Annotated in this window: 18 protein-coding genes; 8 read left to right on the top strand and 10 right to left on the bottom strand. The window is 72.1% G+C overall.

What is annotated here, in order from left to right:
* The first annotated feature begins 26 nt into the window (after window positions 1-26).
* From BM127_RS02460 to BM127_RS02440, 5 genes are read left to right on the top strand one after another with little or no spacing between them, the layout of a single operon-like run.
* Window positions 27-3,272: an ATP-binding protein gene (locus tag BM127_RS02460; RefSeq protein ID WP_091193798.1), complete on the top strand. Its 3,246-nt coding sequence runs from the start codon at window positions 27-29 to the stop codon at window positions 3,270-3,272.
* Window positions 3,269-3,709: a roadblock/LC7 domain-containing protein gene (locus BM127_RS02455; protein ID WP_091193795.1), complete on the top strand. Its 441-nt coding sequence runs from the start codon at window positions 3,269-3,271 to the stop codon at window positions 3,707-3,709. The genes BM127_RS02460 and BM127_RS02455 overlap by 4 nt, the downstream gene beginning before the upstream one ends.
* Window positions 3,710-3,722: 13 nt before the next feature.
* Window positions 3,723-4,091 (top strand): DUF742 domain-containing protein, encoded by a 369-nt coding sequence (locus tag BM127_RS02450; protein WP_091193792.1) that lies wholly within the window; start codon window positions 3,723-3,725, stop codon window positions 4,089-4,091.
* A complete protein-coding gene (locus BM127_RS02445) occupies window positions 4,072-4,668 on the top strand; it encodes a GTP-binding protein (RefSeq protein WP_231263110.1) in 597 nt (198 codons plus the stop codon). The genes BM127_RS02450 and BM127_RS02445 overlap by 20 nt, the downstream gene beginning before the upstream one ends.
* Before the next feature lie 3 nt (window positions 4,669-4,671).
* The gene (locus BM127_RS02440) at window positions 4,672-5,487 is read left to right on the top strand and encodes an ABC transporter substrate-binding protein (RefSeq protein ID WP_091193786.1); all 816 of its coding nucleotides are present in this window, start codon (window positions 4,672-4,674) and stop codon (window positions 5,485-5,487) included.
* A 96-nt stretch (window positions 5,488-5,583) separates the two neighbouring features.
* Here BM127_RS02440 and BM127_RS02435 read toward each other — a convergent pair whose 3' ends face one another.
* Window positions 5,584-6,801, bottom strand: a complete 1,218-nt coding sequence (locus BM127_RS02435) for a calcium:cation antiporter (protein ID WP_091193782.1) — start codon at window positions 6,799-6,801, stop codon at window positions 5,584-5,586.
* 47 nt (window positions 6,802-6,848) lie between these two features.
* Window positions 6,849-7,847 carry a GTP pyrophosphokinase gene (locus BM127_RS02430; RefSeq protein ID WP_091193779.1) on the bottom strand — a complete coding sequence of 333 codons (999 nt, stop codon included), beginning with the start codon at window positions 7,845-7,847 and terminating at the stop codon, window positions 6,849-6,851.
* Between the two features lie 90 nt (window positions 7,848-7,937).
* Between BM127_RS02430 and BM127_RS02425 the strand changes: the two genes are divergently transcribed.
* Window positions 7,938-8,525, top strand: coding sequence for a hypothetical protein (locus tag BM127_RS02425; RefSeq protein WP_091193776.1), 588 nt, complete (start codon window positions 7,938-7,940; stop codon window positions 8,523-8,525).
* A 10-nt stretch (window positions 8,526-8,535) separates the two neighbouring features.
* Here the strand turns inward: BM127_RS02425 and BM127_RS02420 are convergent, their stop codons facing one another.
* Window positions 8,536-9,927, bottom strand: coding sequence for a phosphodiester glycosidase family protein (locus tag BM127_RS02420; protein ID WP_091193773.1), 1,392 nt, complete (start codon window positions 9,925-9,927; stop codon window positions 8,536-8,538).
* Window positions 9,928-10,017: 90 nt separating this feature from the next.
* On the opposite strand from BM127_RS02420, the gene BM127_RS02415 reads away from it, so the two are divergent.
* A complete protein-coding gene (locus BM127_RS02415) occupies window positions 10,018-11,223 on the top strand; it encodes a site-specific DNA-methyltransferase (RefSeq protein ID WP_091193770.1) in 1,206 nt (401 codons plus the stop codon).
* A gap of 146 nt (window positions 11,224-11,369) precedes the next feature.
* On the opposite strand, the gene BM127_RS02410 is transcribed toward BM127_RS02415, so the two are convergent.
* Together BM127_RS02410 and BM127_RS02405 are read right to left on the bottom strand one after the other, a co-directional pair.
* Entirely contained in the window at window positions 11,370-12,776 is a 1,407-nt protein-coding gene (locus BM127_RS02410) for a WS/DGAT/MGAT family O-acyltransferase (RefSeq protein ID WP_091193767.1), read from the bottom strand.
* Window positions 12,777-12,849: 73 nt separating this feature from the next.
* Window positions 12,850-13,983 (bottom strand): glutamate--cysteine ligase, encoded by a 1,134-nt coding sequence (locus BM127_RS02405; RefSeq protein ID WP_091193764.1) that lies wholly within the window; start codon window positions 13,981-13,983, stop codon window positions 12,850-12,852.
* A gap of 80 nt (window positions 13,984-14,063) precedes the next feature.
* Here BM127_RS02405 and BM127_RS02400 point away from each other — a divergent pair, with 80 nt between their 5' ends.
* On the top strand, window positions 14,064-15,485 hold the full coding sequence (locus tag BM127_RS02400) for a threonine/serine exporter family protein (protein WP_231263111.1): 1,422 nt from the start codon (window positions 14,064-14,066) through the stop codon (window positions 15,483-15,485).
* On the opposite strand, the gene BM127_RS02395 is transcribed toward BM127_RS02400, so the two are convergent.
* The 5 genes from BM127_RS02395 to BM127_RS02375 form a co-directional block, all read right to left on the bottom strand.
* Window positions 15,463-16,041 carry a ribonuclease FAU-1 family protein gene (locus BM127_RS02395; protein ID WP_091193762.1) on the bottom strand — a complete coding sequence of 193 codons (579 nt, stop codon included), beginning with the start codon at window positions 16,039-16,041 and terminating at the stop codon, window positions 15,463-15,465. The genes BM127_RS02400 and BM127_RS02395 overlap by 23 nt on opposite strands.
* Window positions 16,042-16,415: 374 nt before the next feature.
* Complete coding sequence (locus tag BM127_RS02390; RefSeq protein ID WP_091193759.1) at window positions 16,416-17,861, bottom strand: sensor histidine kinase; 1,446 nt, start codon at window positions 17,859-17,861, stop codon at window positions 16,416-16,418.
* Window positions 17,858-18,574: a response regulator transcription factor gene (locus tag BM127_RS02385; RefSeq protein ID WP_372476552.1), complete on the bottom strand. Its 717-nt coding sequence runs from the start codon at window positions 18,572-18,574 to the stop codon at window positions 17,858-17,860. The genes BM127_RS02390 and BM127_RS02385 overlap by 4 nt, the downstream gene beginning before the upstream one ends.
* Before the next feature lie 48 nt (window positions 18,575-18,622).
* Window positions 18,623-19,777, bottom strand: a complete 1,155-nt coding sequence (locus BM127_RS02380; protein WP_091193753.1) for an RNA polymerase sigma factor — start codon at window positions 19,775-19,777, stop codon at window positions 18,623-18,625.
* Between the two features lie 10 nt (window positions 19,778-19,787).
* Window positions 19,788-20,195 carry a YciI family protein gene (locus tag BM127_RS02375; protein ID WP_091193750.1) on the bottom strand — a complete coding sequence of 136 codons (408 nt, stop codon included), beginning with the start codon at window positions 20,193-20,195 and terminating at the stop codon, window positions 19,788-19,790.
* Window positions 20,196-20,315 lie beyond the last annotated feature (120 nt).

The following is a 20,315-nucleotide window of genomic DNA, read 5'->3' as shown; positions in this document are numbered from 1 at the left end:
GTCGTTCACTCCCACGCGAGGCACACATGACTCAGGACGCAGCCCAGCCCCGGAAGGGCGCGGGTATCTCGGTCGCCGGTTGGCCCCTGCGCCGCAAGATGGCGCTGGCCCTGGCGATCCCCCTGCTGCTCGCGGCCACCCTCGGTGGGCTGCGCGTGCAGGGTGACCTCGCCGACTCCCGCCAGGCCGCCAGCAGCGCCCAGCAGGTCACCATCATCCAGCCCGCCGTGGACTACCTGACGGCCTCCGAGGCCGCGATGGTGGCGGCGCAGTCCGACAGTGCCGCCAGCCAGGGCGACCTGATCGACGCGATCGACGACATCAACACCTTCGCCGAGACCCTCGTGCAGCAGCGTGACAGCGCCGACCTCGACGACGTCCAGGCGGCCCACGTCGACGCGCTCCTCGACCTCAGCCAGGCCATGCGTGCCGAGGGGGCCGAGGACCTCGGTCCCGCCACCTGGATCGCCCTGGTCCGCCAGCTCGAGTCGAGCGTCTCCCAGCTCATCACCAGTGTGAACGCCGCCCAGAAGACGCCCGAGCCGCGGCTCGAGCAGCTCTCCCAGACGATGAGCGGTCGCCTCTCGCTCGCCCTCCAGCAGGGCCTCGTCGCCACCTCGCTGGCCCAGTCCAGCTCGCAGGAGCTCTTCTCGGAGATCGGTGTGGAAGCGGCGGCCATCGACCGTCTCGCCGGTTCCGTCGAGGGCGCCGAGGAGCAGACCGCCCAGCTGCGTACGCAGAACACCAACCACGCCGCGCAGATCCGCGACGACTCGGCCACCAACCTCGACGGCCGCGACGCCTACACGCCGTACGACGAGATCACCGCGACGCTGATCGGCGGCGTGACCGACTCCCTCGACGAGGCCGCGTCCGACGCCCAGCGCAACGCCGCCATCGGGGCGTTCCTCACGCTGCTGGCCCTCGCTGCCGCGATCCTCATCGCGTACGTCATCGCCCGCAGCCTGCTCGACCCGATCAGCAAGGTCCGCGAGGGTGCGCTCGCGGTGGCCCGCCACCGCCTGCCCGACGCGGTCGCCCGGATCCGGGCCGGCCAGGAGCCGGAGCCGATCAAGACGATCGACGTCACCACCAACGAGGAGATCGGCCAGGTCGCCCGCGCGGTCGACGACCTCCACCGCCAGGCCATCCACCTCGCGTCCGGCGAGGCCCAGCTGCGCCAGACCGTCAACGCGATGTTCGTGACGCTCTCGCGCCGGTCCAACTCGCTGGTCAACCAGCAGCTGGCCCAGATCGAGCGCCTCGAGCACGACGAGGAAGACCCCAAGCGTCTCGAGTCGCTGTTCCGCCTCGACCACCTGGCGTCGCGGATGCGTCGCACGGCCGACTCCCTGCTGATCCTGGCCGACGCGCCCAACCGTGCTGCCGGTCAGTTCAGCCTCACCGCCGGAGAGGCCCTCCAGGCCGCGACCTCGGCCGTGCAGGACTACCAGCGCGTCCAGATCCTGTCCCACCTCGGCACCCGCATCGGCGACGACGCGGCGGCCGACGTGGTCCACCTGCTCACCGAGCTGGTCGACAACGCGCTGACCTACTCGCCTCCCACGGAGCCGGTCCGCCTCGCGGCCAAGCTCGGTGACGACGGCGTCACGATCACGATCACCGACGCCGGCCTGGGCGTGCCGCCCGCCGAGCTCGAGCAGCTCAACAGCGACCTGGCGCACGGCGCCGAGGCGACGCCCGACACCGCCCGCCGCATGGGTCTGTTCGTGGTCTCCCGCCTCGCCGAGCGCCACGGCATCGTGGCCCAGCTCTCCCGCAACCCCGGTGGCGGCATGACGGCCACCGTGCTGCTCCCGCCGGCGATCCTGCCCGAGCTGCCGCAGACCGCGGCGCCTGCTGCTGGTGCCGCTGCCGGCGCTGCGACCGCTGTCGCCGCAGCGACGGTCCTGGAGTCGCGCACCGTCGAGACCGTGACCGCACCTGCTGAGTCCAAGCGTGAGTCGCGCAACCGGTCGCGCGCCGAGAAGGCCCAGGCCAAGGCCGCGGAGAAGGCTGCCGAGCGGGCTGCCGCCACCGAGGCCAAGCTCGCCGAGAGCACCAGGGCCGCCGAGGCGAAGGCCGCCGAGACCAAGGCTGCTGACACCAGGGCCGCGGACAGCCCGGCTGCCGGGGCCGTTGCGGCCGCGGCCGCCGCTGCGGTGGCCGACCCGGTCACGCCGAGGACCGACGAGACCGCCGCCGGCACGCCGGAGCGGCCCTCGCTCGAGAGCCTGCTGCCCCGCCGCGAGCCGGGCGCCAACATCCCGCGTACGGGCGCCGACGCCTTCCTCCCGCCGGAGACCTCCGGCGAGACCGGACCGCTGTTCGCCAAGCGCACCCCGGAGCCGGCATCGGACGCAGGCTCCTCGGAGTCGGCCGACGAGCCGGGCACCGAGCGCAAGGTCGCCTCGGTCGTGCCGATCACCGCACTCGCCTCCCGCCAGCGTGCCCAGGCCGAGCAGGCCCGGGTCGCCGAGGAGCAGGTCGAGGAGCCGGTCGCCGAGGAGCCCGCTGTCGACGAGCCGGTGGTCGAGGAGACGGTCGAGCCCGCCCGGGCGCACGACCCGCTGTCCGACCCGCTGCCCGCCGACGCCTACGACGAGCCTGCTGATGAGCCCGCCGACGAGACCGTCGAGGTCGACGAGGAGCCCGAGCCGGCCGCCGAGCTGGACGAGCCCGGCGACGTCGAGGTCGACGCCGACGACCCGCTGGGCCTGGGTGCGAGCCCGCGCCAGCAGGAGTCGGTCGCAGCGTCCACCGACGAGCCGGCCGAGGAGCCGGTCGCCGCGGAGGTCGCAGCCGAGGAGACCGTCGCAGAGCCCGACGCCGAGCCCGACGAGCCCGCCGAGGAGCCCGCAGCCGAGGCACCTGCCGCGGCCGTCGCGGCCGCCCGGTCCGCCAACGGACTGACGCACAACGGTGCCGAGCCGGCGCGTGCCGGCGGCGACTCGCCGATCTTCAAGTCCATGCGGTCGGGCTGGCTGGCCGACGAGGGCGAGGGCGAGTGGCACCAGACGGAGGTCGACCGCGGATGGGAGATCGCCGAGCACGTGGAGGTGGCCGCGGTCGCGGAATCGACCGTCACCGGACTTCCGCGACGTGCCCCCGGAGAGCGTCTCGTTCCGGGTAGCGTTACCCCGCCCACGGCAGCCAAGACGCGTGACCCCGAAGCCATCCGTCGCCGGCTCCAGGCACACACCGCGGGAGTCTCCCGCGGCCGACGAGCAGCCCAAAGTTCCTCACAGCACACGGAAGCAGGCCCCGCATGACGTACGAATCCGCCGCCCCCGCTGCCGGCGTCAACAACGCTGGTGACGACCGCGACCTCGACTGGGTGATGTCCCGCTTCGTCGAAGAGGTTCCCGACGCCGCGCACGCCATCCTGGTCTCCGCCGACGGCCTGCTCATGGCCTCGAGCACCAGCATCCCCGGAGAGCGCGCCGAGCAGGTCGCGGCCGTCTCCTCCGGTCTCGCCAGCCTCGCGGTCGGTGCCGCCCGCCTCTTCGAGGGCGGCTCGGTGATGCAGACCATCGTCGAGATGGAGATGGGCTTCCTGATGTTGATGAGCGTCGGTGACGGGTCCAACCTCACCGTGCTCACGACCGAGGAGGCCGACATCGGCCAGGTGGGCTACGAGATGGCCCTGCTGGTGGACCGTGTGGGACGTACCGTCGAGGCCCAGGCCCGCGTCGGTACGGGCGGCTGACCGGCTCCGTGCCATGACGCCGCCACTCGAGCCGGACGACGAGGCCTACCGCCCTCGCCTCATCCGGTCCTACACACTCACCGCGGGCCGGACGGCGACCTCCGTCGACCTGGCCATGGAGGCCACGCTGCGCCTCCAGGCCGGTGCCGAGGCGCCTGTCCTGAGTCCGTCTGCCGCGCAGGTTCTCGAGGTCTGCGACCGGCGTTCCGTGGCCGAGGTGTCGGCACTGACCAAGATGCCGATCGGCGTCACCCGGGTGCTGCTGGGCGACCTGATCGAGCAGGGCCTGGTCCGAATCCAGGCCACCATCACCGACAAGACGTCGACAGATGAGCGTCTCGAGCTCATCGAAAGGACCCTCCGTGGACTTCGAAACTACTAAGGCACAGCGTGCGGCTGCGTCGACGAAGATCGTCATTGCTGGCGGCTTCGGCGTCGGCAAGTCGACGCTCGTCGGCGCCGTCTCGGAGATCGATCCGCTGCGCACCGAGGCACTCGTCACCAACGAGTCCGAGGGCGTGGACGATCTCGCCGCAGTGCCCACCAAGGCCACCACCACGGTGGCCATGGACTTCGGCCGCCTGACGCTGGCCGAGGACCTGGTCCTCTACCTCTTCGGTACGCCCGGCCAGCGCCGTTTCTGGTTCATGTGGGACGACCTGTGCCGCGGCGCCATCGGCGCCATCGTCCTGGTCGACGTCGCCCGCCTCGACGAGTCGTTCTCGCCGCTGGACTACTTCGAGTCCAAGGGCATCCCCTTCATCGTCGCCGTCAACGAGTTCGACGGAGTGCCGCGCTACCCGGTCGACGAGATCGCCGCCGCGCTGGCCCTGCCGCCGGAGGTGCCGATCATCAGCCTCGACGCCCGCGACCGCGAGCAGGCCAAGGGTGCGCTCGTGAAGATCACCGAATACTCCCTCATGCGACTTCGTGAGTCGCTCACCGCGAATGTGAACTGACCCATGACCCGCACAGCTCGACGCCTCAGCCCTGCCCGCACCGCAGCGGCCGCCCTGTCCTCCGTGGCCCTCCTGGCCACGCTGAGCGGCTGCGGCGGCGCTGCCAGCGGGGAGTCCGCCGACGCCCTCTCCGAGGTGTCGCTGGTCTTCAAGGGTGTCCTCACCGTCTGCACGGACATGCCCTACGCGCCGTTCGAGTTCGAGGAGAACGGCAAGCCGACCGGCTTCGACATCGACCTGATCCAGAAGGTAGCCGACGGGCTCGACGTCGACCTCGACGTGGTCGACGTGGCGTTCGACGACATCACCTCGGGCACCTCGCTCAACACCGACGCGTGCGACGTGGCCATCTCCGCGATGACCATCACCGGTGAGCGCGCCCGCGTCCTCGACTTCTCCAGCCCCTACTTCGACGCCAAGCAGGCGCTCATCACGCCCCGCGGCTCCGGCCTCGACGAGATCGCCGAGCTCGCCGGCAAGAGGGTCGGCGTGCAGAAGGACACGACCGGGGAGACCTACCTCAGCGACTTCGCACCCGAGACCACCCAGGTCATCGCGTACGACGACGCGGCAGGTCTCCAGGACGCGCTCGCCGCAGGCGACCTCGACGCGGCCATGCTCGACAACACCGTGTCCGGGCAGTTCGTCGGCGACAACCCCAGCCTCAAGCTCGCCCGGGAGTTCGACACCGGTGAGCAGTACGGCATGGCGGTGAAGAAGGACGGCAACATCCCGCTCCTGCGCGAGATCAACGGCACGCTCGCCGGTCTCCGCGAGGACGGCACCTACGACAAGATCTTCTCGAAGTACTTCGGCTGATCCCTGCCTCCACCCACCTGGGCGGTGGTCCAGCCACACTCGGCAGCAGCGGAGTGTGGCCGGGCCACCGCCCTCGTGCGTCGTCGGGCGGAGGGTCTACGGCGCGATGGTGAGGAACAGGAACGCCGCGAGCAGGACCAGGTGTACGCCGCCCTGCAGGGGCTTGGCCCGCCCGGGGACCACCGTGAGGATCGCGACCGCTGCGGTCAGGAGCAGCAGCACGGTCTGGAGCTGGTTGAGCCCGAGCTCGAGTGGCCCGTCGAGCCAGATGCTGGCGATCGCGATGGCCGGGATGGTCAGGCCGATGGAGGCCATCGCCGACCCGAGGGCGAGGTTGAGGCTGACCTGGACGCGCTCACGGGCGGCCGCGCGGACGGCGGCGATCGACTCCGGGGCGAGCACCAGCAGGGCGATCACCACGCCGACGACGGCCTGCGGGAAGCCGAGGGCGGCGACGCCGGACTCGATGGCCGGCGACTCGATCTTGGCGAGGCCGACCACCGCGACCAGCGAGACGACCAGGAGCCCGAGGCTGGTGTAGGCCGCCCGGTTGGTGGGCGGGTCGGCGTGGCCGTCCTCGTCGAGGTCCACCGGCTGGTGCTCGTAGCCGTCAGCACCGGACGCCTCGTCGGCAGCCTCCTCGGCGGCCGCGTCGGCCGCGCGGTCGGCGGCCCGGTCCGACGCCGCAGCGGCAGCCTCGGCCTTGGTCGCCACCATGGGGACGTAGTCGCCGGCAGCGACCGGGAGGAAGAAGTCGCGGTGCCGGATGGTCTGGGTGAAGACGAACATGCCGTAGAGCGTCAGCGAGGCGATGGCCGCGAACGCGAGCTGGGCCCCGGTGAACTCCGGCCCGGGCTCGGAGGTGGTGACCGACGGCACGACCAGGCACAGCACCGCCAGCGCGATGACGGTGGCCAGCGCGGCGCCGGTGCCCTCGGGGTTGAACACGGCGAGGTGGTGCTTGAGCGCGCCCACCAGCAGCGACAGGCCGACGATGCCGTTGACGGTGATCATCACCGCCGCGAAGACCGTGTCCCGGGCCAGGCCCGCGGTGTCCTTGTCGCCGGTCACCATCAGCGTGACGATCAGGCCGACCTCGATGATCGTCACCGCGACCGCGAGGAGCAGGGAGCCGTACGGCTCACCGACCCGGTGCGCGACCACCTCGGCGTGGTGCACGGCGGTGAGCACGGCCGCCACCAGCAGCACCGCGAGCGCACCGAGCACGATCCCCTTGGGATGGGCGAACCATGCGGGCACCAACGCCACGATGGCGAGGATGGGGGCGACGGTCGTCCAGGAAGGGCGGCTCATGGGGCCAACCCTAGGGGGCCACCCTGAGCCGGCCTGATCCCGCCGGCTCAGCTCTCGGGCGTCGAGAGCTTCTCGAGCCGGGCGCGGAGGAGTGGTACGCGGTGGCTGTTGCCGTCGAGGGTGACGTACTGCTCGCCGAAGATCGCGAGCAGTGCGTCGTCGAGGCGGCGTACGGCTCCGGCGGGGTACTTGTAGCCCATCCGCCGGATCACCGCATCGGCGTCGACGGAGGTCAGCAGGTCGGCGAGGTCGTCGAGGTCGTCGATGCCGAGCTGGGCGAGCAGGTCGGCGATCCAGTCGTAGTGGTCGGTGTGCGACCAGCCGGCGTCGCTGTAGTGGCCGGCGAGGAAAGTGGCGAGGTCCTGGCCGACGATGTGGTCGGCCTCCACCTCGGTCGGGCTGCCGGGGGCGGCCTGCTGGATCCGCTCGCGGATGGTGGCGAACTCCCGGTCGGCGAGCTCGATCAGCCCGGCCGCGAGGGTGAACCGGCGGTCGAGGTCGGCCGCGGCGTCCTCGGGGACGTTGCCCTTGTAGCGGATGTCGTGCTCGAACTCCGCCCACGCGTGCTGCAGCACGGTCCGCACCTGCACGCTCGCCCGGTGGCCCTCCAGCGTCGGGAGCTCGGCGCCCGGGTGGGTCTGGACGAGGAGGTGCCGGCTGGCGTAGCCGAAGCGTCCGGACCGGGCGGTCTCCTCGCCGAGGTCGCGGTCGTCGAGCATCGCGAGCTCGTCGTCGAGGACCTCCGCGACCGCCGCCACGTCGCTGTGGACGTAGGTGATGACGCGGACGCCGATCTGGTCGGTGATCTGCTCGAGCGGGTCGGGGTAGAGCGGACTGCCGCCCTCGGTGCGGTTGGCCTTCGCGGCGAAGGACGCCACGCTCTTCGTACGCCCGGTGACGCTGAGGTAGTCGATGCCGGCGTCGTCGAGCAGGACCTGGATGAGCGCGACGTAGGCCTGGGTGGCGGACGCGAGCTGGGGCTGGAGCGCCGCATAGGCACGTACGGCCTCGCGCACCGGCTCCTGGGACTGCGCGACCTCGCTCATGGCGCCCAGCCTGCCAGAAGCGTCCTCCGTTGTGGCGCCACCCGTGTGCCGCCGGGGGAGCGGTTCGGGGTTGGTTATCGTCGAACCACCATGAACTCCTCACTGCGCCTCTCGGGCGGCCGCTCCGCTGCCGCACTCGTCGCCACCCTCGCCCTGGCCGCCGGCCTCACCGCCTGCGGCTCCGACGACCCCGACGACACGGCCACCGACCCGGCGTCCTCGTCCAGCCCCTCGGGCGAGCCCACCTCCGAGACGCCCTCCGAGACGCCCACCGAGACGCCGCCGCCGGACTCCGGCTCCGGCGCGCAGGCCACGATCCCGGCGACCGGGTCGGCGGGAGTCACCGAGGTCACGCTGATCAGCGCCACGGAGGGCGGTGGGTCCGACTCGACCCTCGCCCTCGCGCTCGACACCGACCAGGCCCGCGCCGACTTCGCGGCGCAGTTCGACGGCGCGTTCGCCGAGACCGTGTCCACCACCTCGACGGAGGTCGCCGAGCGGGACGCGGGCGCCACGGCCTACGGCGCCACCGTCGCCATCGGCTGCGAGGCGCCGCGCAGCGTCGCGGTCGAGGCCGGCGAGGCGGGCTTCGAGGTCATCCCGAAGCTGCCGAGGAGCAGCGTCCAGTGCCTGGCGCCGATGACGTACGTCGTCCTCTTCGCGGTGCCGAACGCCTGAGGGGCTTCGATCAGGTCGGCGGCGGCGGGACCGTCGGTGCGACGGTGGGCGTCGGGGTGACCGGCGTCAGCGGGATGACCGGGGGCAGGACACCGGTGTAGACGAACCCGAAGCCGTTGGCGACCTTGCGCTCACCGCCGTCGGACGGCTCGTTGACGATCCCCATCTCGCCGCTGCCGGCGCGGGTGTACATCGCCGAGGAGCCGCCACCGTCGAGGTTGAGCGCGTTCTCCGCGCCCAGCGCCGTCATCAGGTCGGCGAGCTCGACCATGGTGTAGCCGCGGCTGACCGCCGAGCGTCCGTCGACGACGAGGATGAGGAGCTTGCGGCCGTCGGCGTCGATGCCGACCGCGGTGCGCGGGTGGGCGATGGAGTTGTTGACGACCGTGCGGACGCTGTTGACCAGAAGGGGCCGATCCCCGGTGATCGCGACCGACGGCCTGCCGCCCTCGAAGCGCTTGGACAGGGTGATCTTCTCGCGCATCTTGAGCTGCGCGAGCTGGCCGGCAGCACGCCCGACCCCGATGAGCACCCGCTCCTTCTTGTGGATCTTGCGACCGCTGGAGAGCTTCGGCCTGGTGGAGATCACCCGGTTGTTGCGCAGCACGACCTCGCGTGCGCGACCCTTGCCGCGGGTGGGGATCTGGTATCCCGACGTCCGGCCCCAGTCGTGGGTGAAGACGCCGATCTCGCCGGCGCTGACGTCGGGGTGGTTGATGCCCTTGACGACCCAGTCGCGGTACTGGCGCACGGTGTACTGGACGGTCAGCGGGTTGATGTGGGGTCCGGTCTCGTCGAAGAAGAGCGAGGAGTTCTCGGGGATCCAGCCCTCGCGGGCACCGCCCAGAAGCCCGCGCTCTCGGTTGATCGAGACGCCCAGGGGGGCACCGGTCTGGCTGATGTCGAAGAAGTCGCCGTTGACCGCGCCGAGCACGTTGTTCCAGCGGCCGAGCTGGCTGACCAGCTTGCGGCTGGTGACGTACTTCGGGGAGAGCTCCTCGAAGGTGATGTTGGGGGCGTCGAGGCTGATGCTCAGCAGGTTCATCCGGACCTGACCGACGGGCTGGCGGCCGTCGACCTGGTCCCACTCGCGCAGCGTGACGCCCGGAGCGATCTCGTAGCTGACGTCGTTGGTGGTGACCGGCGCGCGGCCGCGGGCGCTGACCGGCGGGCCGACCACGACGCCGGGCTTGCCGTCGGAGGTCTGGTTGCGGCCGCGGTAGCCCTGAGCGGCACCGTCGCGGGCGGACGTACGGGCCGTGTCGCCGGCGTCGTCCGCGACGGACGGTCCGGTGCCGATCCCGGCGACGAGACCGGTGACCAGGACCCCCGCGGTGGCGAGGGTGAGCGCGCGTGAACGCGTCAGCTGGGCGAGGGCGGGGCGGCGCGAGAAGACGGACACGCGATCCAGAGTAAAGGACGACGTGGGACTGGTGGGAAAATTGGGATCAACGGGTCCGTCGGCACCGCCGTGACGCCCTAGGCTCCGACCGTGCCAGACGAGCGAAGCGACCCGCCAGCGGGAGCTGCGTGGAACACCTTCCACGCCGGTGACAACCTCGACGTGCTGCCCCGCCTCGCACCCGGCTCGGTGGACATCGTCTACACCGACCCGCCCTACAACACCGGCAACGACTTCGCCTACGCCGACCGCTTCCGCGACGGCTCGCACGCCGATCCGTACGCCGGGCGGCACGCCGCGTGGAGGGCCATGATGCGCCCGCGCCTCGAGGCCGTCCGCGACGTGCTCGCCCCGCACGGAGCGGTGTTCATCAGCATCGACGACAACGAGGCCGCCCACCTGCGACTGCTGATGGACGAGGTCTTCGGCGAGGCCAACTTCCTCGCGCAGATCGTGGTCAACCTCAACCCCAAGGGTCGCCAGCTCGGGCGCGGCTTCGCGACCAGCCACGAGTACGTCCTCGCCTACGCGCGCCACCTGCCGTCGTGCGCGGTCGACGGCAGCACGAGCGGGTCCGTCGACGAGGCGGACTTCCCGCTGAGCACCGACGACGGCCGCCGCTTCCGCTACCTGCCGCTGCGCAACACCAACAAGAAGTTCAACCCGCTCACCGCACCGACCCTGCACTTCGCGTTGTACGGCGACCCGGAGACCGGGCGCGTCGCCACGACCGAGTTCGCCGGCAGCCGGGCGCTGACCCCGGTCTTCGGCGACGGCCGGCCCGCCGTGTGGCGCTGGTCGCGCCCGCGCGTCGACGAGCGACCCGACGACCTGGTGTGCCGGGTGATCCGCGGTCGCACCGGCGAGCGGGCCGACATCTTCCAGCGCGACTGGCTGCTGCGCGAGGGCGGACGACGCAAGAAGCTGCGCACCATCTGGCTCGCCGAGGAGATCGGCTCGACCGACACCGCGGTGGCCGAGCTCAAGGCACTCGTCGGGCACGTCTTCGAGTCGCCGAAGCCGACCGGCCTGGTCCGTCGGATCCTCGAGACCGTGCCCAGCGACGTGGTCGTGCTCGATCCGTTCGCCGGCAGCGGCACCACCGGTCACGCGGTCGCGCTGGCCAACGCCTCGGACGGCGGCACCCGCCGATGCCTCAGCATCAACTCCACCGAGCCGACCAGGGAGGGCTCCAACGCGCAGCTCGCCGGGCTGGCCACGGTCGCCGACATCACCCGAGCACGGCTGGCCGCCGTCGCCGAGCAGGTCGGCGGCGGGCTGGACGTCAGTGGTTGAGGTGCGGTGCTTGTCGGCGCTCGCTCCGCTCGCGCGTGCTCGCCACCCCCAAGACGCCGTCTTCCCTCCTCGCTCGACGGCGCTGCCTCGCTGCGCTCGTCACGCTTGCTCGCTCGTCAGTCCAGACGGCGTCGGGCGGCGAGCGCTCAACTGACGCCGGCGGCTGTCTCGAGGCCCTTCAGCTCGTCGTCGAGGTGCTGGAGCAGCCGCTGCAGGTGCGGGACGGTGCGGCGGCAGCCCGTGAGCCCGAACGCCATCCTGCCGTCGTAGGACGTGCACGTGATGTTGAGCGCCATCCCGTTGATCGGGATCGACAGGGGATAGGTGCCGACGAGCCGGGCGCCGTTCCAGTAGTGGGTGGTCCGCGGGCCGGGCACGTTGCTGACGATGAGGTTGTAGGGCGGCCGCACGATGCCCTGCATCCGGAAGACCGGACCGAGGATCGCCGGCGCCTGACCCAGTGCGCTCATCGCGAGGATCTGGGTGGGCGTCATCGCCGACAGGCCCTCCTTGCCGTCCCTCATCGAGCGGTGGATCGCGGCGAGCCGCTTCGCGGGGTCGGGCAGGTCGGTGCCGAGCTGCACCATCACGGCGCCGACCGCGTTGCCGCCGTCGGCGGAGGCGAGCTGAGAGGACTTGGCGTTGAGGCCGACCGGGACCATCGAGACGAGGGTGGTGTCGGGAAGCGCGTCGAGCTCGAGGAGGTAGGTGCGCATGGCGCCGCTGACCATGGCCAGCACGACGTCGTTGATCGTCGTCCCGGTCGCCTTGCCGACGCCGCGGAGTCGCTCGATCGGCCAGTCCTGGGCGGCGAAGCGACGTGAGCCGGTGATGTTCTGGTTGAGCATCGTGCGGGGTGCGTAGAGCGAGAGCGCGGAGGTCTCGTTGCGCACGCTCTTGTTGAGGGTGCGGATCAGTGCGCCCGGCATCCCGGCGGCCTCGGACGCGATCGCGAGCGCCGTACGCACGGTCTGGGCGGAGACGTCGGTGAGCGACGCACCGCCGTCGCTGGGGGCGTCCTCACGGGGCGCACGGGGGCGCATCGCCCAGGGGGCAGGCATGTTGCGCTCGTCGGGGTCGGTGGAGAGCACGCTGGCGAGCAGGCGCATGGCCGAGACGCCGTCGACGAGCGCGTGGTGGGTCTTGGTGTACATCGCGACGCGGCCGTCGCGCAGGCCTTCGATGACGTGCGCCTCCCACAGGGGGCGCTCCCAGGCGAGGCGCGTGCTGTGCAGGCGCCCGCAGAGGTCGAGGAGCTCGCGGACGCGGCCGGGCTTGGGCAGCGCGCTGTGCCGCACGTGGTGCTCGATGTCGAACTGCTCGTCGGGCTGCCACACCAGCTGCCCGGCCGTACGGGCGGAGCGGTGGGGGTGCTTGAGGAAGAGCGGGGCGACCTCCTCGACGTCGCGCATCTGCTCGTACATCTCACGGACGTAGCCGCGTCCGGCACCTTCGGGCTTCTCGAAGAGCTGCAGCCCACCGACGTGCATCGGCATGTTGCGGTTCTCCGCCAGCAAGAAGCCGGTCGCAGTCGGGTCGATCGGGTTGACCACTGGTCCTCCTCTGCCCCCGTGCGAGGGCGTTCGGGCAGTCTCCCCTCCCGGTGACGACCGCCACAAGGGAGTCTCAGGACTCCAGGGAGTGGGCGAGCTCGGCGACCAGGGCGTCGACGACGGCCACGAGGTCACCGCCGGACTCGCGGGCGACGGCGCGCTGGCGCTGGTAGGACGCCCCGCGGGTCGGGATGTCGGCGACGCTGCGCAGCTCGGCCTCGCAGTCGAGCCGCTTCGCGACCGGGGTGAGCCGCTCGAGCAGGTCGTCGAGGTCGTCGGTGACCAGCCGCTCGCGGTTGTGGTCGTCGAGGATGACGATCGCGTCGAGGCCGTAGCGCGCGGCTCGCCACTTGTTCTCCTGGACCTGCCACGGCGGCATCGTCGGGAGGGTCTCACCCGCGGCGAGCCGGGTGTCGAGGTCGACGACGAGGCAGTGCACGAGCGCGGTCACCGCGGCGACCTCGCCGATGTCGGACATGCCGTCGCAGACACGGTTCTCCAGGGTGCCGAGGCGCGGCGCCGGGCGGATGTCCCAGCGCACGTCGGCCATCGAGTCGATGATCCCGGTCGTGGTCTGGTCGCCGATGCACTTCTCGAACTCCGACCAGGTGTCGAAGGTGAAGGGCAGTCCCGCGGTCGGCAGCTGCTGGAACATCAGCGACCTGTTGGAGGCATAGCCGGTGTCCTGGCCCGCCCAGATCGGCGAGCTCGCGGACAGCGCGAGGAGGTGCGGGTACGTCGTCAGCATCGACGCCAGCACCGGCATCACCCGGTCGCGCTCGGGCATCCCGACGTGCACGTGCACGCCCCAGATCAGCATCTGCCGCCCCCACCACTGGGTGCGGTTGATGAGCTCGGCGTAGCGGTGGCCCTCGGTGAGCTGCTGCTCGGACCAGTCGGCGAAGGGGTGCGACCCGGCGCCCAGCAGGTCGACGCCGACCTCCCGCGCCGCGGGCGCGACGACGCTGAGCGTGTCGCGCAGGTCGGTCATCGCCTCGCCCACGGTGTCGCAGATCCCGGTGACGACCTCGACGGTGTTGCGCAGCAGCTCCTTGTGCAGCCGCTCGGGGTTGTCGAGCCGTCCGCCGGCCAGCTCGTGCACCTCGGAGGCGACGCTGCGCAGGTCGCGACTGACGCGGTCGACGAGGGCGAACTCCCACTCCACGCCGAGCGTCGGCTCCGCGGACGCGTGGAAGTCGATGCGCATGCGACCACTCTAGGGAGGGCCTGTTCCGGAGGGCTCACCCCTGGGACGGCAGGCCGTCCGTCGGGTGCGAGCATGGCTGGGTGGACCGGCAAGGACAGGGCGGGCTCTCGCCGGAGGAGGGCGAGGAGCAGGAGACGGCTCGCGAGCAGGAGGCGGCGCGGACGCGCGAGATCCACCTGACCATGGACCTGTGCCTGCGGATCGGCGAGATGCTGCTGTCGTCGGGGGCCGGCGCAGCCGACGTGACGGCGACGATGCGGGCGGTGGCCGACCACCTCGGGCTGCGCCAGGCCGAGGTCGACGTGACCTTCACGGCCCTGTCGATGAGCCACCAGCGCTCCGCCGACGACGTACCGATGCTGATGATGCGCCACGTCCAGCAGCGCGACATCGACTACGAGGACCTGACCGCGGTCGACCACCTCGTCCGTGACGTGCTCACCGACCAGGCCGACCTCTACCTCGCTCGTTCGCGGATGGCCACGATCGTGTCCCTCGGCCACGCCTTCCCCCGGTGGGCGGTGACGCTCGCCTGGGCGGTGATGGCCGCGGCCGTCGGGGTGTTCCTCGGTGGTGGCGCCGTCGTCTCGGCCGTGGCGGCGCTGGCGGCGGTGCTGATCGACCGCGTCCAGATCCTGATGGCGCGCCGGCGGCTGCCGTTCTTCTACCTGCAGGTGGCGGGCGGGGCGATCGCCACGATCCTCGCGGCCGCGGTGGCCGCCACGCCCATCGACGTCGATCCGTCGCTGGTCGTCACGGCCAACATCATCCTCCTGCTCGCCGGCATCGGCCTGATGGGCGCCGTGCAGGACGCGCTCACCGGCTTCTACCTCACCGCGAGCGCACGGCTCATCGAGGCGATGATGGCCACCGCCGGGATCATCGCCGGGGTAGCGCTCGGCATCTCCGTCGCCGAGGGGATCGGGCTCTCGCTGGGCGAGCTCGTGCCGGGCAAGATCGGCAGCTACTCCGACCTGCCCGCCGTGCTCATCGGCGCCGCCGTCTCGTCCGCGGCCTTCAGCGTCGCCTGCTACGCGCCTCGCCGCGCCGTGGTCCCGATCGGCCTGATCACCGCGGTCGCTGCGCTCGTCTCCCAGGCCGTCGAGGTCAGTGGCTTCGGTCGCGCGGCCGCGGCGGGGGTCGCGGCGTTCTTCATCGGCCTCGTCGCCTACGCCGTCGCCGGCCGGGTGCGGGTCCCGCCGCTGGTCGTCGCGGTGCCCGCGATCGTGCCGTTCCTGCCGGGCCTGTCGATCTACCGCGGCCTCACGTTCCTCGCGGACGGCGGCTTCTTCGTCTCGCAGGGCATCCTCGCGCTGATGACCGCGATCTCGGTCGCGATCGCGCTGGCCTCCGGCGTGATCCTGGGGGAGTACGTCGCCCAGCCGCTCAAGCGCGAGGCCCGCAAGCTGGAGGGCCGGCTCGCCGGCCCGCGGCTGGTGGGGCCGTTCCGGGCGCTCACCCGCGCCGAGCGCCGGGCGCTCAGGAGGTCGTCAGGCGAGTGAGCTCCGCCAGCCAGCGGCGCGGCGTGCCGTCGTACGGCGCCACGCCGGCGCGCACGGCCGCGTGGACCTCGTCGCTGCTGGCCCGCGCCGCCCCGATGACGTCGGCGGGATAGGCGAACGCCACCTGGTGCTCGGCGAACTCGTCCTCGTCGTCGACGAAGGTCTCGCCTGCGCCCGCCGGGAGGCTGTCCCAGGGCAGCGTCTCGGGCGGGGGGAGCGGGTCGGCCAGGCGGACCACGTCGAGGTCGAGGTCGACCATGCGCAGCACGTCGTCGTGCCACACGCCCGGCGTGGTGATGTCGACGTAGACGTCGCACCAGATGCCCGGTGCGTGGAAGGTGGCGGCGTACCACCCCCCGGGCGGGACGAGGGTGACCGTGTCGACGCGCGAGTGGAACTCGTGGCCGGGACGGTGGTGGCGCGTCCCCGTCGGGACGCCGAGCCACTCGCCGTGCTCGTCCGAGCCGAGGTGGATACCGGTGAACTGCCAGTGCGGCCGGTCGCCCCACTTCGACATCTCGCAGCGGACCGGGGTGCCGGGGAGGTGCGTGCTCACCCGCCCAACCTATGTCGACCTGTCGCTTGTGCGCGCGCAGAGGGTGCCGACCTGTCGCTTGTGCGCGAGCGGAGGGTGCCGACCTGTCGCTTGTGCACGCGCAGAGGGTGCCGACCTGTCGCTTGTGCGCGAGCGGAGGGCGCCGACCTGTCGCTTGTGCACGCGCGGAGGGCGCCGACCTGACGCTTGTGCACGCGGGCGCTGCATACAAGCGTCAGGTCGGCGGGACGGGCGTGCGCACGAGCGACAGCTCGGCGGGTCGGGCGTGCGTACAGGCGTCAGCTCGGCGGGTCGGGCGTGCGTACAAGCGTCAGGTCGGCGGGTCGGGCGTGCGCACAAGCGACAGGTCGGCGGGTCGGGCGTGCGCACAAGCGTCAGGTCGGCGGGAGGGTGACGGTGATCGTCGTGTCGCTGGGCGCGCTCACGAGGTCGACCGTGCCGCCGTGCGCGGCGACGATCGCCTCGACCAGGGAGAGGCCGAGTCCGGCGCCGCCGGCGCGGGTGCGGGCCGCGTCGCCGCGGGTAAAGCGCTCGAACGCGCGCGGGGCGAGGTCGGCGGGGAAGCCGGGACCGTCGTCGTGCACGGTGAAGCCCGCGGCCGTGCCGGTGACGGTGACGGTGCTGCCGGGAGGGGTGTACTTGCGCGCGTTGGTCAGGAGGTTGGTGACGACCTGGTGCAGGCGGGCCGCGTCGCCGGTGACGGTGAGCGGGGCGTCCGGCAGGGAGAGCCGCCACTGGTGGTCGGCGTCGACGACACGGGCGTCGTTGACCGCCTCGAGCAGCAGCCGGGACAGGTCGACCGGCTCCCGTTCGAGCGGGCGGCCTGAGTCGAGGCGGGCGAGCAGCAGCAGGTCCTCGACGAGGCCGGTCATCCGGGCCGACTCGGTCTCGACCTTGTCGAGGGCGGTGCCGGTCGTCTCGGGGCGGCTGCGGGCGAGCTCGGTGTAGCCGGCGATGGTGGCGAGCGGCGTACGCAGCTCGTGGGAGGCGTCGGCGACGAACTGGCGCACCTGCTGCTCGCTGCGGTGGCGCTGGTCGAGGGAGGCCTCGACGTGGTCGAGCATCGCGTTGAGGGCCGCGCCGACCTGGCCGATCTCCGTGCGCTCGTCGGTGAGCCGGTCCGGGACCCGTTCGGTCATCTCGATCTCGCCTGACGCCAGCGGCAGCTCGGCGACCCGGTGGGCGGTGTCGGCGACCTCGCGCAGCGGCGCGAGCTGACGGCGTACGACGACCAGGCCGACGCCGGCGGCCGCGAGCACGCCCAGCAGCGTGGCCAGCAGCTCGAGGCGGACGAGGTCCTCGATCGTCTCGTCCACCTCGGACATCGGCAGCGCCAGCACGTCGTAGACCCCGTCGCTGCGCTCCTGTGCGAGCGCACGGTACGTCCCCAGCCCGGGCAGCTCCACGGTCTCGGCGCCCTTCCGGCCGACCACGTCGGCCAGGGCAGCGAGCTGCTCGGCGTCGAGGTCCTGGCGCAGGTCGCTGCCGCGGCCGCCCGCGATGACGGCGCCGCCACCGCTCCCGTCCTCGGTCACCTGGGCCAGCACCGAGCCGTAGCGCTGGCCGAGGAACTCGCGGTCGTCGCCGTCCTGGTCCGGGGGCTGGATCGGCAGCTGGCCGCGCCCGGGTCCGTCGAAGCCGCGCCCGATGCTGGACTGCAGCTCCTCGTCGAGCTGCTGGCCGAGCTGCGAACGCATGGCCAGCGTCGTGGCTGTGCCGATGAGGACAGCAGTGACCGCCACGAGGAGCACGGCGACGGCGACCAGGCGCGCTGAGAGGGTGCGAGGCAGCCGTGGGGAGAGGTGCGGGGCGAGCCTCATGTGGCCGGCTTGAGGACGTAGCCCGCGCCGCGCATCGTGTGGATCATCGGCTCGCGCCCGGCGTCGACCTTCTTGCGGAGGTAGGAGATGTAGAGCTCGACGACGTTGGCCTGGCCGCCGAAGTCGTACTGCCAGACGCGGTCGAGGATCTGCGCCTTGCTCAGCACGCGCCGGGGATTGCGCATCAGGAAGCGCAGCAGCTCGAACTCGGTCGCGGTCAGGCTGATCTCGTCGCCCGCGCGGTGGACCTCGTGGCTGTCCTCGTCGAGGGTCAGGTCGCCCACCGCGAGCACGTTGCCGGCGTCGGCCTGCGCCGCGGTGCCGCCGCGCCGGATCAGTCCGCGCAGCCGGGCGACGACCTCCTCGAGCGAGAACGGCTTGGTGACGTAGTCGTCGCCACCGGCGGTCAGGCCCGCGATCCGGTCCTCGACGGCATCCTTGGCGGTGAGGAACAGGACCGGTACGTCGTTGCCGTCGGCCCGCATCCGCCGCAGCACCTCGAGCCCGTCGAAGTCGGGCAGCATGATGTCGAGCACCACCGCGTCGGGGCGGAAGTCTCGGGCGGTGGCGACGGCGTCGGTGCCGGTGTGGGCCATCTGCAGGTCCCAGCCCTCGTAGCGCAGCGCCATGGCGAGGAGCTCGGCGATGTTGACCTCGTCGTCGACCACGAGGACGCGCACGGGGGAGCCGTCGGGGCGGGTCAGCTGCTGCATGGGCAGCATCCTGCCGCCGATTCCTGTGGAGTTCCTGTGACGCGCCTGTCAGCTGCTGTGGGTGTTCAGGCGCGCCGCCTGCCGGGTGAGGTGGGTCCGCTCGGCGACGTTCGTCGCCAGCGGGGCGGCCTCGGCGTAGAGCCGTGCGGCGGTCGCGAGGTCGCCTGCCTGCTCGTGGAGGTACGCCGCTGCCGCCCGGTGGCGCGGCAGGTGGGGGTCGACCTCGGCGAGGGCGGCGAGGCCGGCCCGGGCGCCGTCGGCCTCGCCCACCGCGATCGCCCGGTTGAGCCGGACGACCGGGCTGCCGGTCAGCGCCAGCAGCTCGTCGTACCACTGGACGACCTGCACCCAGTCGGTCTCGCCGGTGGTCGCCGCGTCCGCGTGCAGGGCGGCGATCGCGGCCTGCAGCTGAAACTCTCCGCGTCGCTCCCGGGCCAGCGCGGCCTGCAGGATCGCGACGCCCTCGGTGATCAGGTCGGTGTCCCACAGGGCGCGGTCCTGCTCGGCCAGCGGGACCAGGGTGCCGTCCGGGCGGGTGCGTGCGGAGCGGCGCGCGTGGTGCAGCTGCATCAGGGCGAGCAGCCCGTCGGTCTCCGGGCTGGTGCTGAGCCGGGCGAGCTGGCGGGTCAGCCTGATCGCCTCGGCCGCGAGGTCGACGTCGCCGGTGTAGCCCTCGTTGAAGACGAGGTAGAGCACCCGGCGGACAGTGTGGAGCTCGCCCGGCCGGTCGAACGACCCGCCCGTCACGGTGCGCTTGGCCCGGCTGATCCGCTGCGCCATCGTCGCCTCCGGCACGAGGTAGGCCTCGGCGATCTGGCGCGTGGTCAGGCCCGCGACGGCACGCAGCGTCAGCGCGACGGCCGAGGCGGGCGTCAACGCCGGGTGCGCGCAGAGGAAGAAGATCCGCAGGGTGCCGTCGACGTCCTCGGTCGGGCCGACCTCGGGCTCGGCGTCGATCGCGACCTCGCGCCGCTGGCGGGCGGTGTCGGAGCGTACGACGTCGAGGAACCGTCGCCACGCGACCGTGACGAGCCACCCCTTCGGGTCGCGCGGGACGCCCGTGTCGCCGAAGGTGCGCACCGCCTCGACCAGCGCGTCCTGCACCGCGTCCTCGGCCGTCGCGAAGTCTGCTCCGCGACGGACGAGGACGCCGATGACGGCCGGGACCAGCTCCCGCAGCGGCAGCTCGTCGAAGGGGTCCATCGAGTCAGGCTCAGTCCTGCGTGGCCGACGGGGCGCCGTAGAACGGGCGGACCTCGAGCCACTCGTGGATCGGCTTGCCGCCCGCGCCGGGTGCCAGGGACAGCTCGCCGGCGAGCGCCGCCGCACGGTCCCAGCCGTCGACGTCGACGATGTACCAGCCGGCGATCAGGTCCTTGGTCTCGGCGAACGGGCCGTCGGTCACCGGCGTGCCCCGGGCGTCGCCCGCCCGGACGAACGCGCCCTCGGGCGAGAGCGCCTGCCCGTCGACGTACTCACCGCTCTCCTCCAGCCGCTGGCCGAAGTCGGCCATGAACTGCATGTGTGCGTCGACCTCCTCCGGTGTCCAGCGGTCCATCGGGACGTCGTTCACGGTGGCGGGGGTGCCGCGGTAGTGCTTGAGGATCAGGTACTTCGGCATCTCGGTTCTCCTTGTCCGTTGCGGCCATTGTGGCCGCGTCCACCTCTGGGACGGAGCCGTCACCGGATTCTCGACATCAGATCGACTTCAGGGCGCACTCACAGGTCCCGCACAGACGGC

It is taken from the genome of Nocardioides alpinus (assembly GCF_900112035.1).
Lineage (GTDB): Bacteria > Actinomycetota > Actinomycetes > Propionibacteriales > Nocardioidaceae > Nocardioides > Nocardioides alpinus.
The sequence above is the reverse complement of the archived record's forward strand: the minus strand, read 5'-3'. Positions and strand labels throughout refer to the sequence as shown.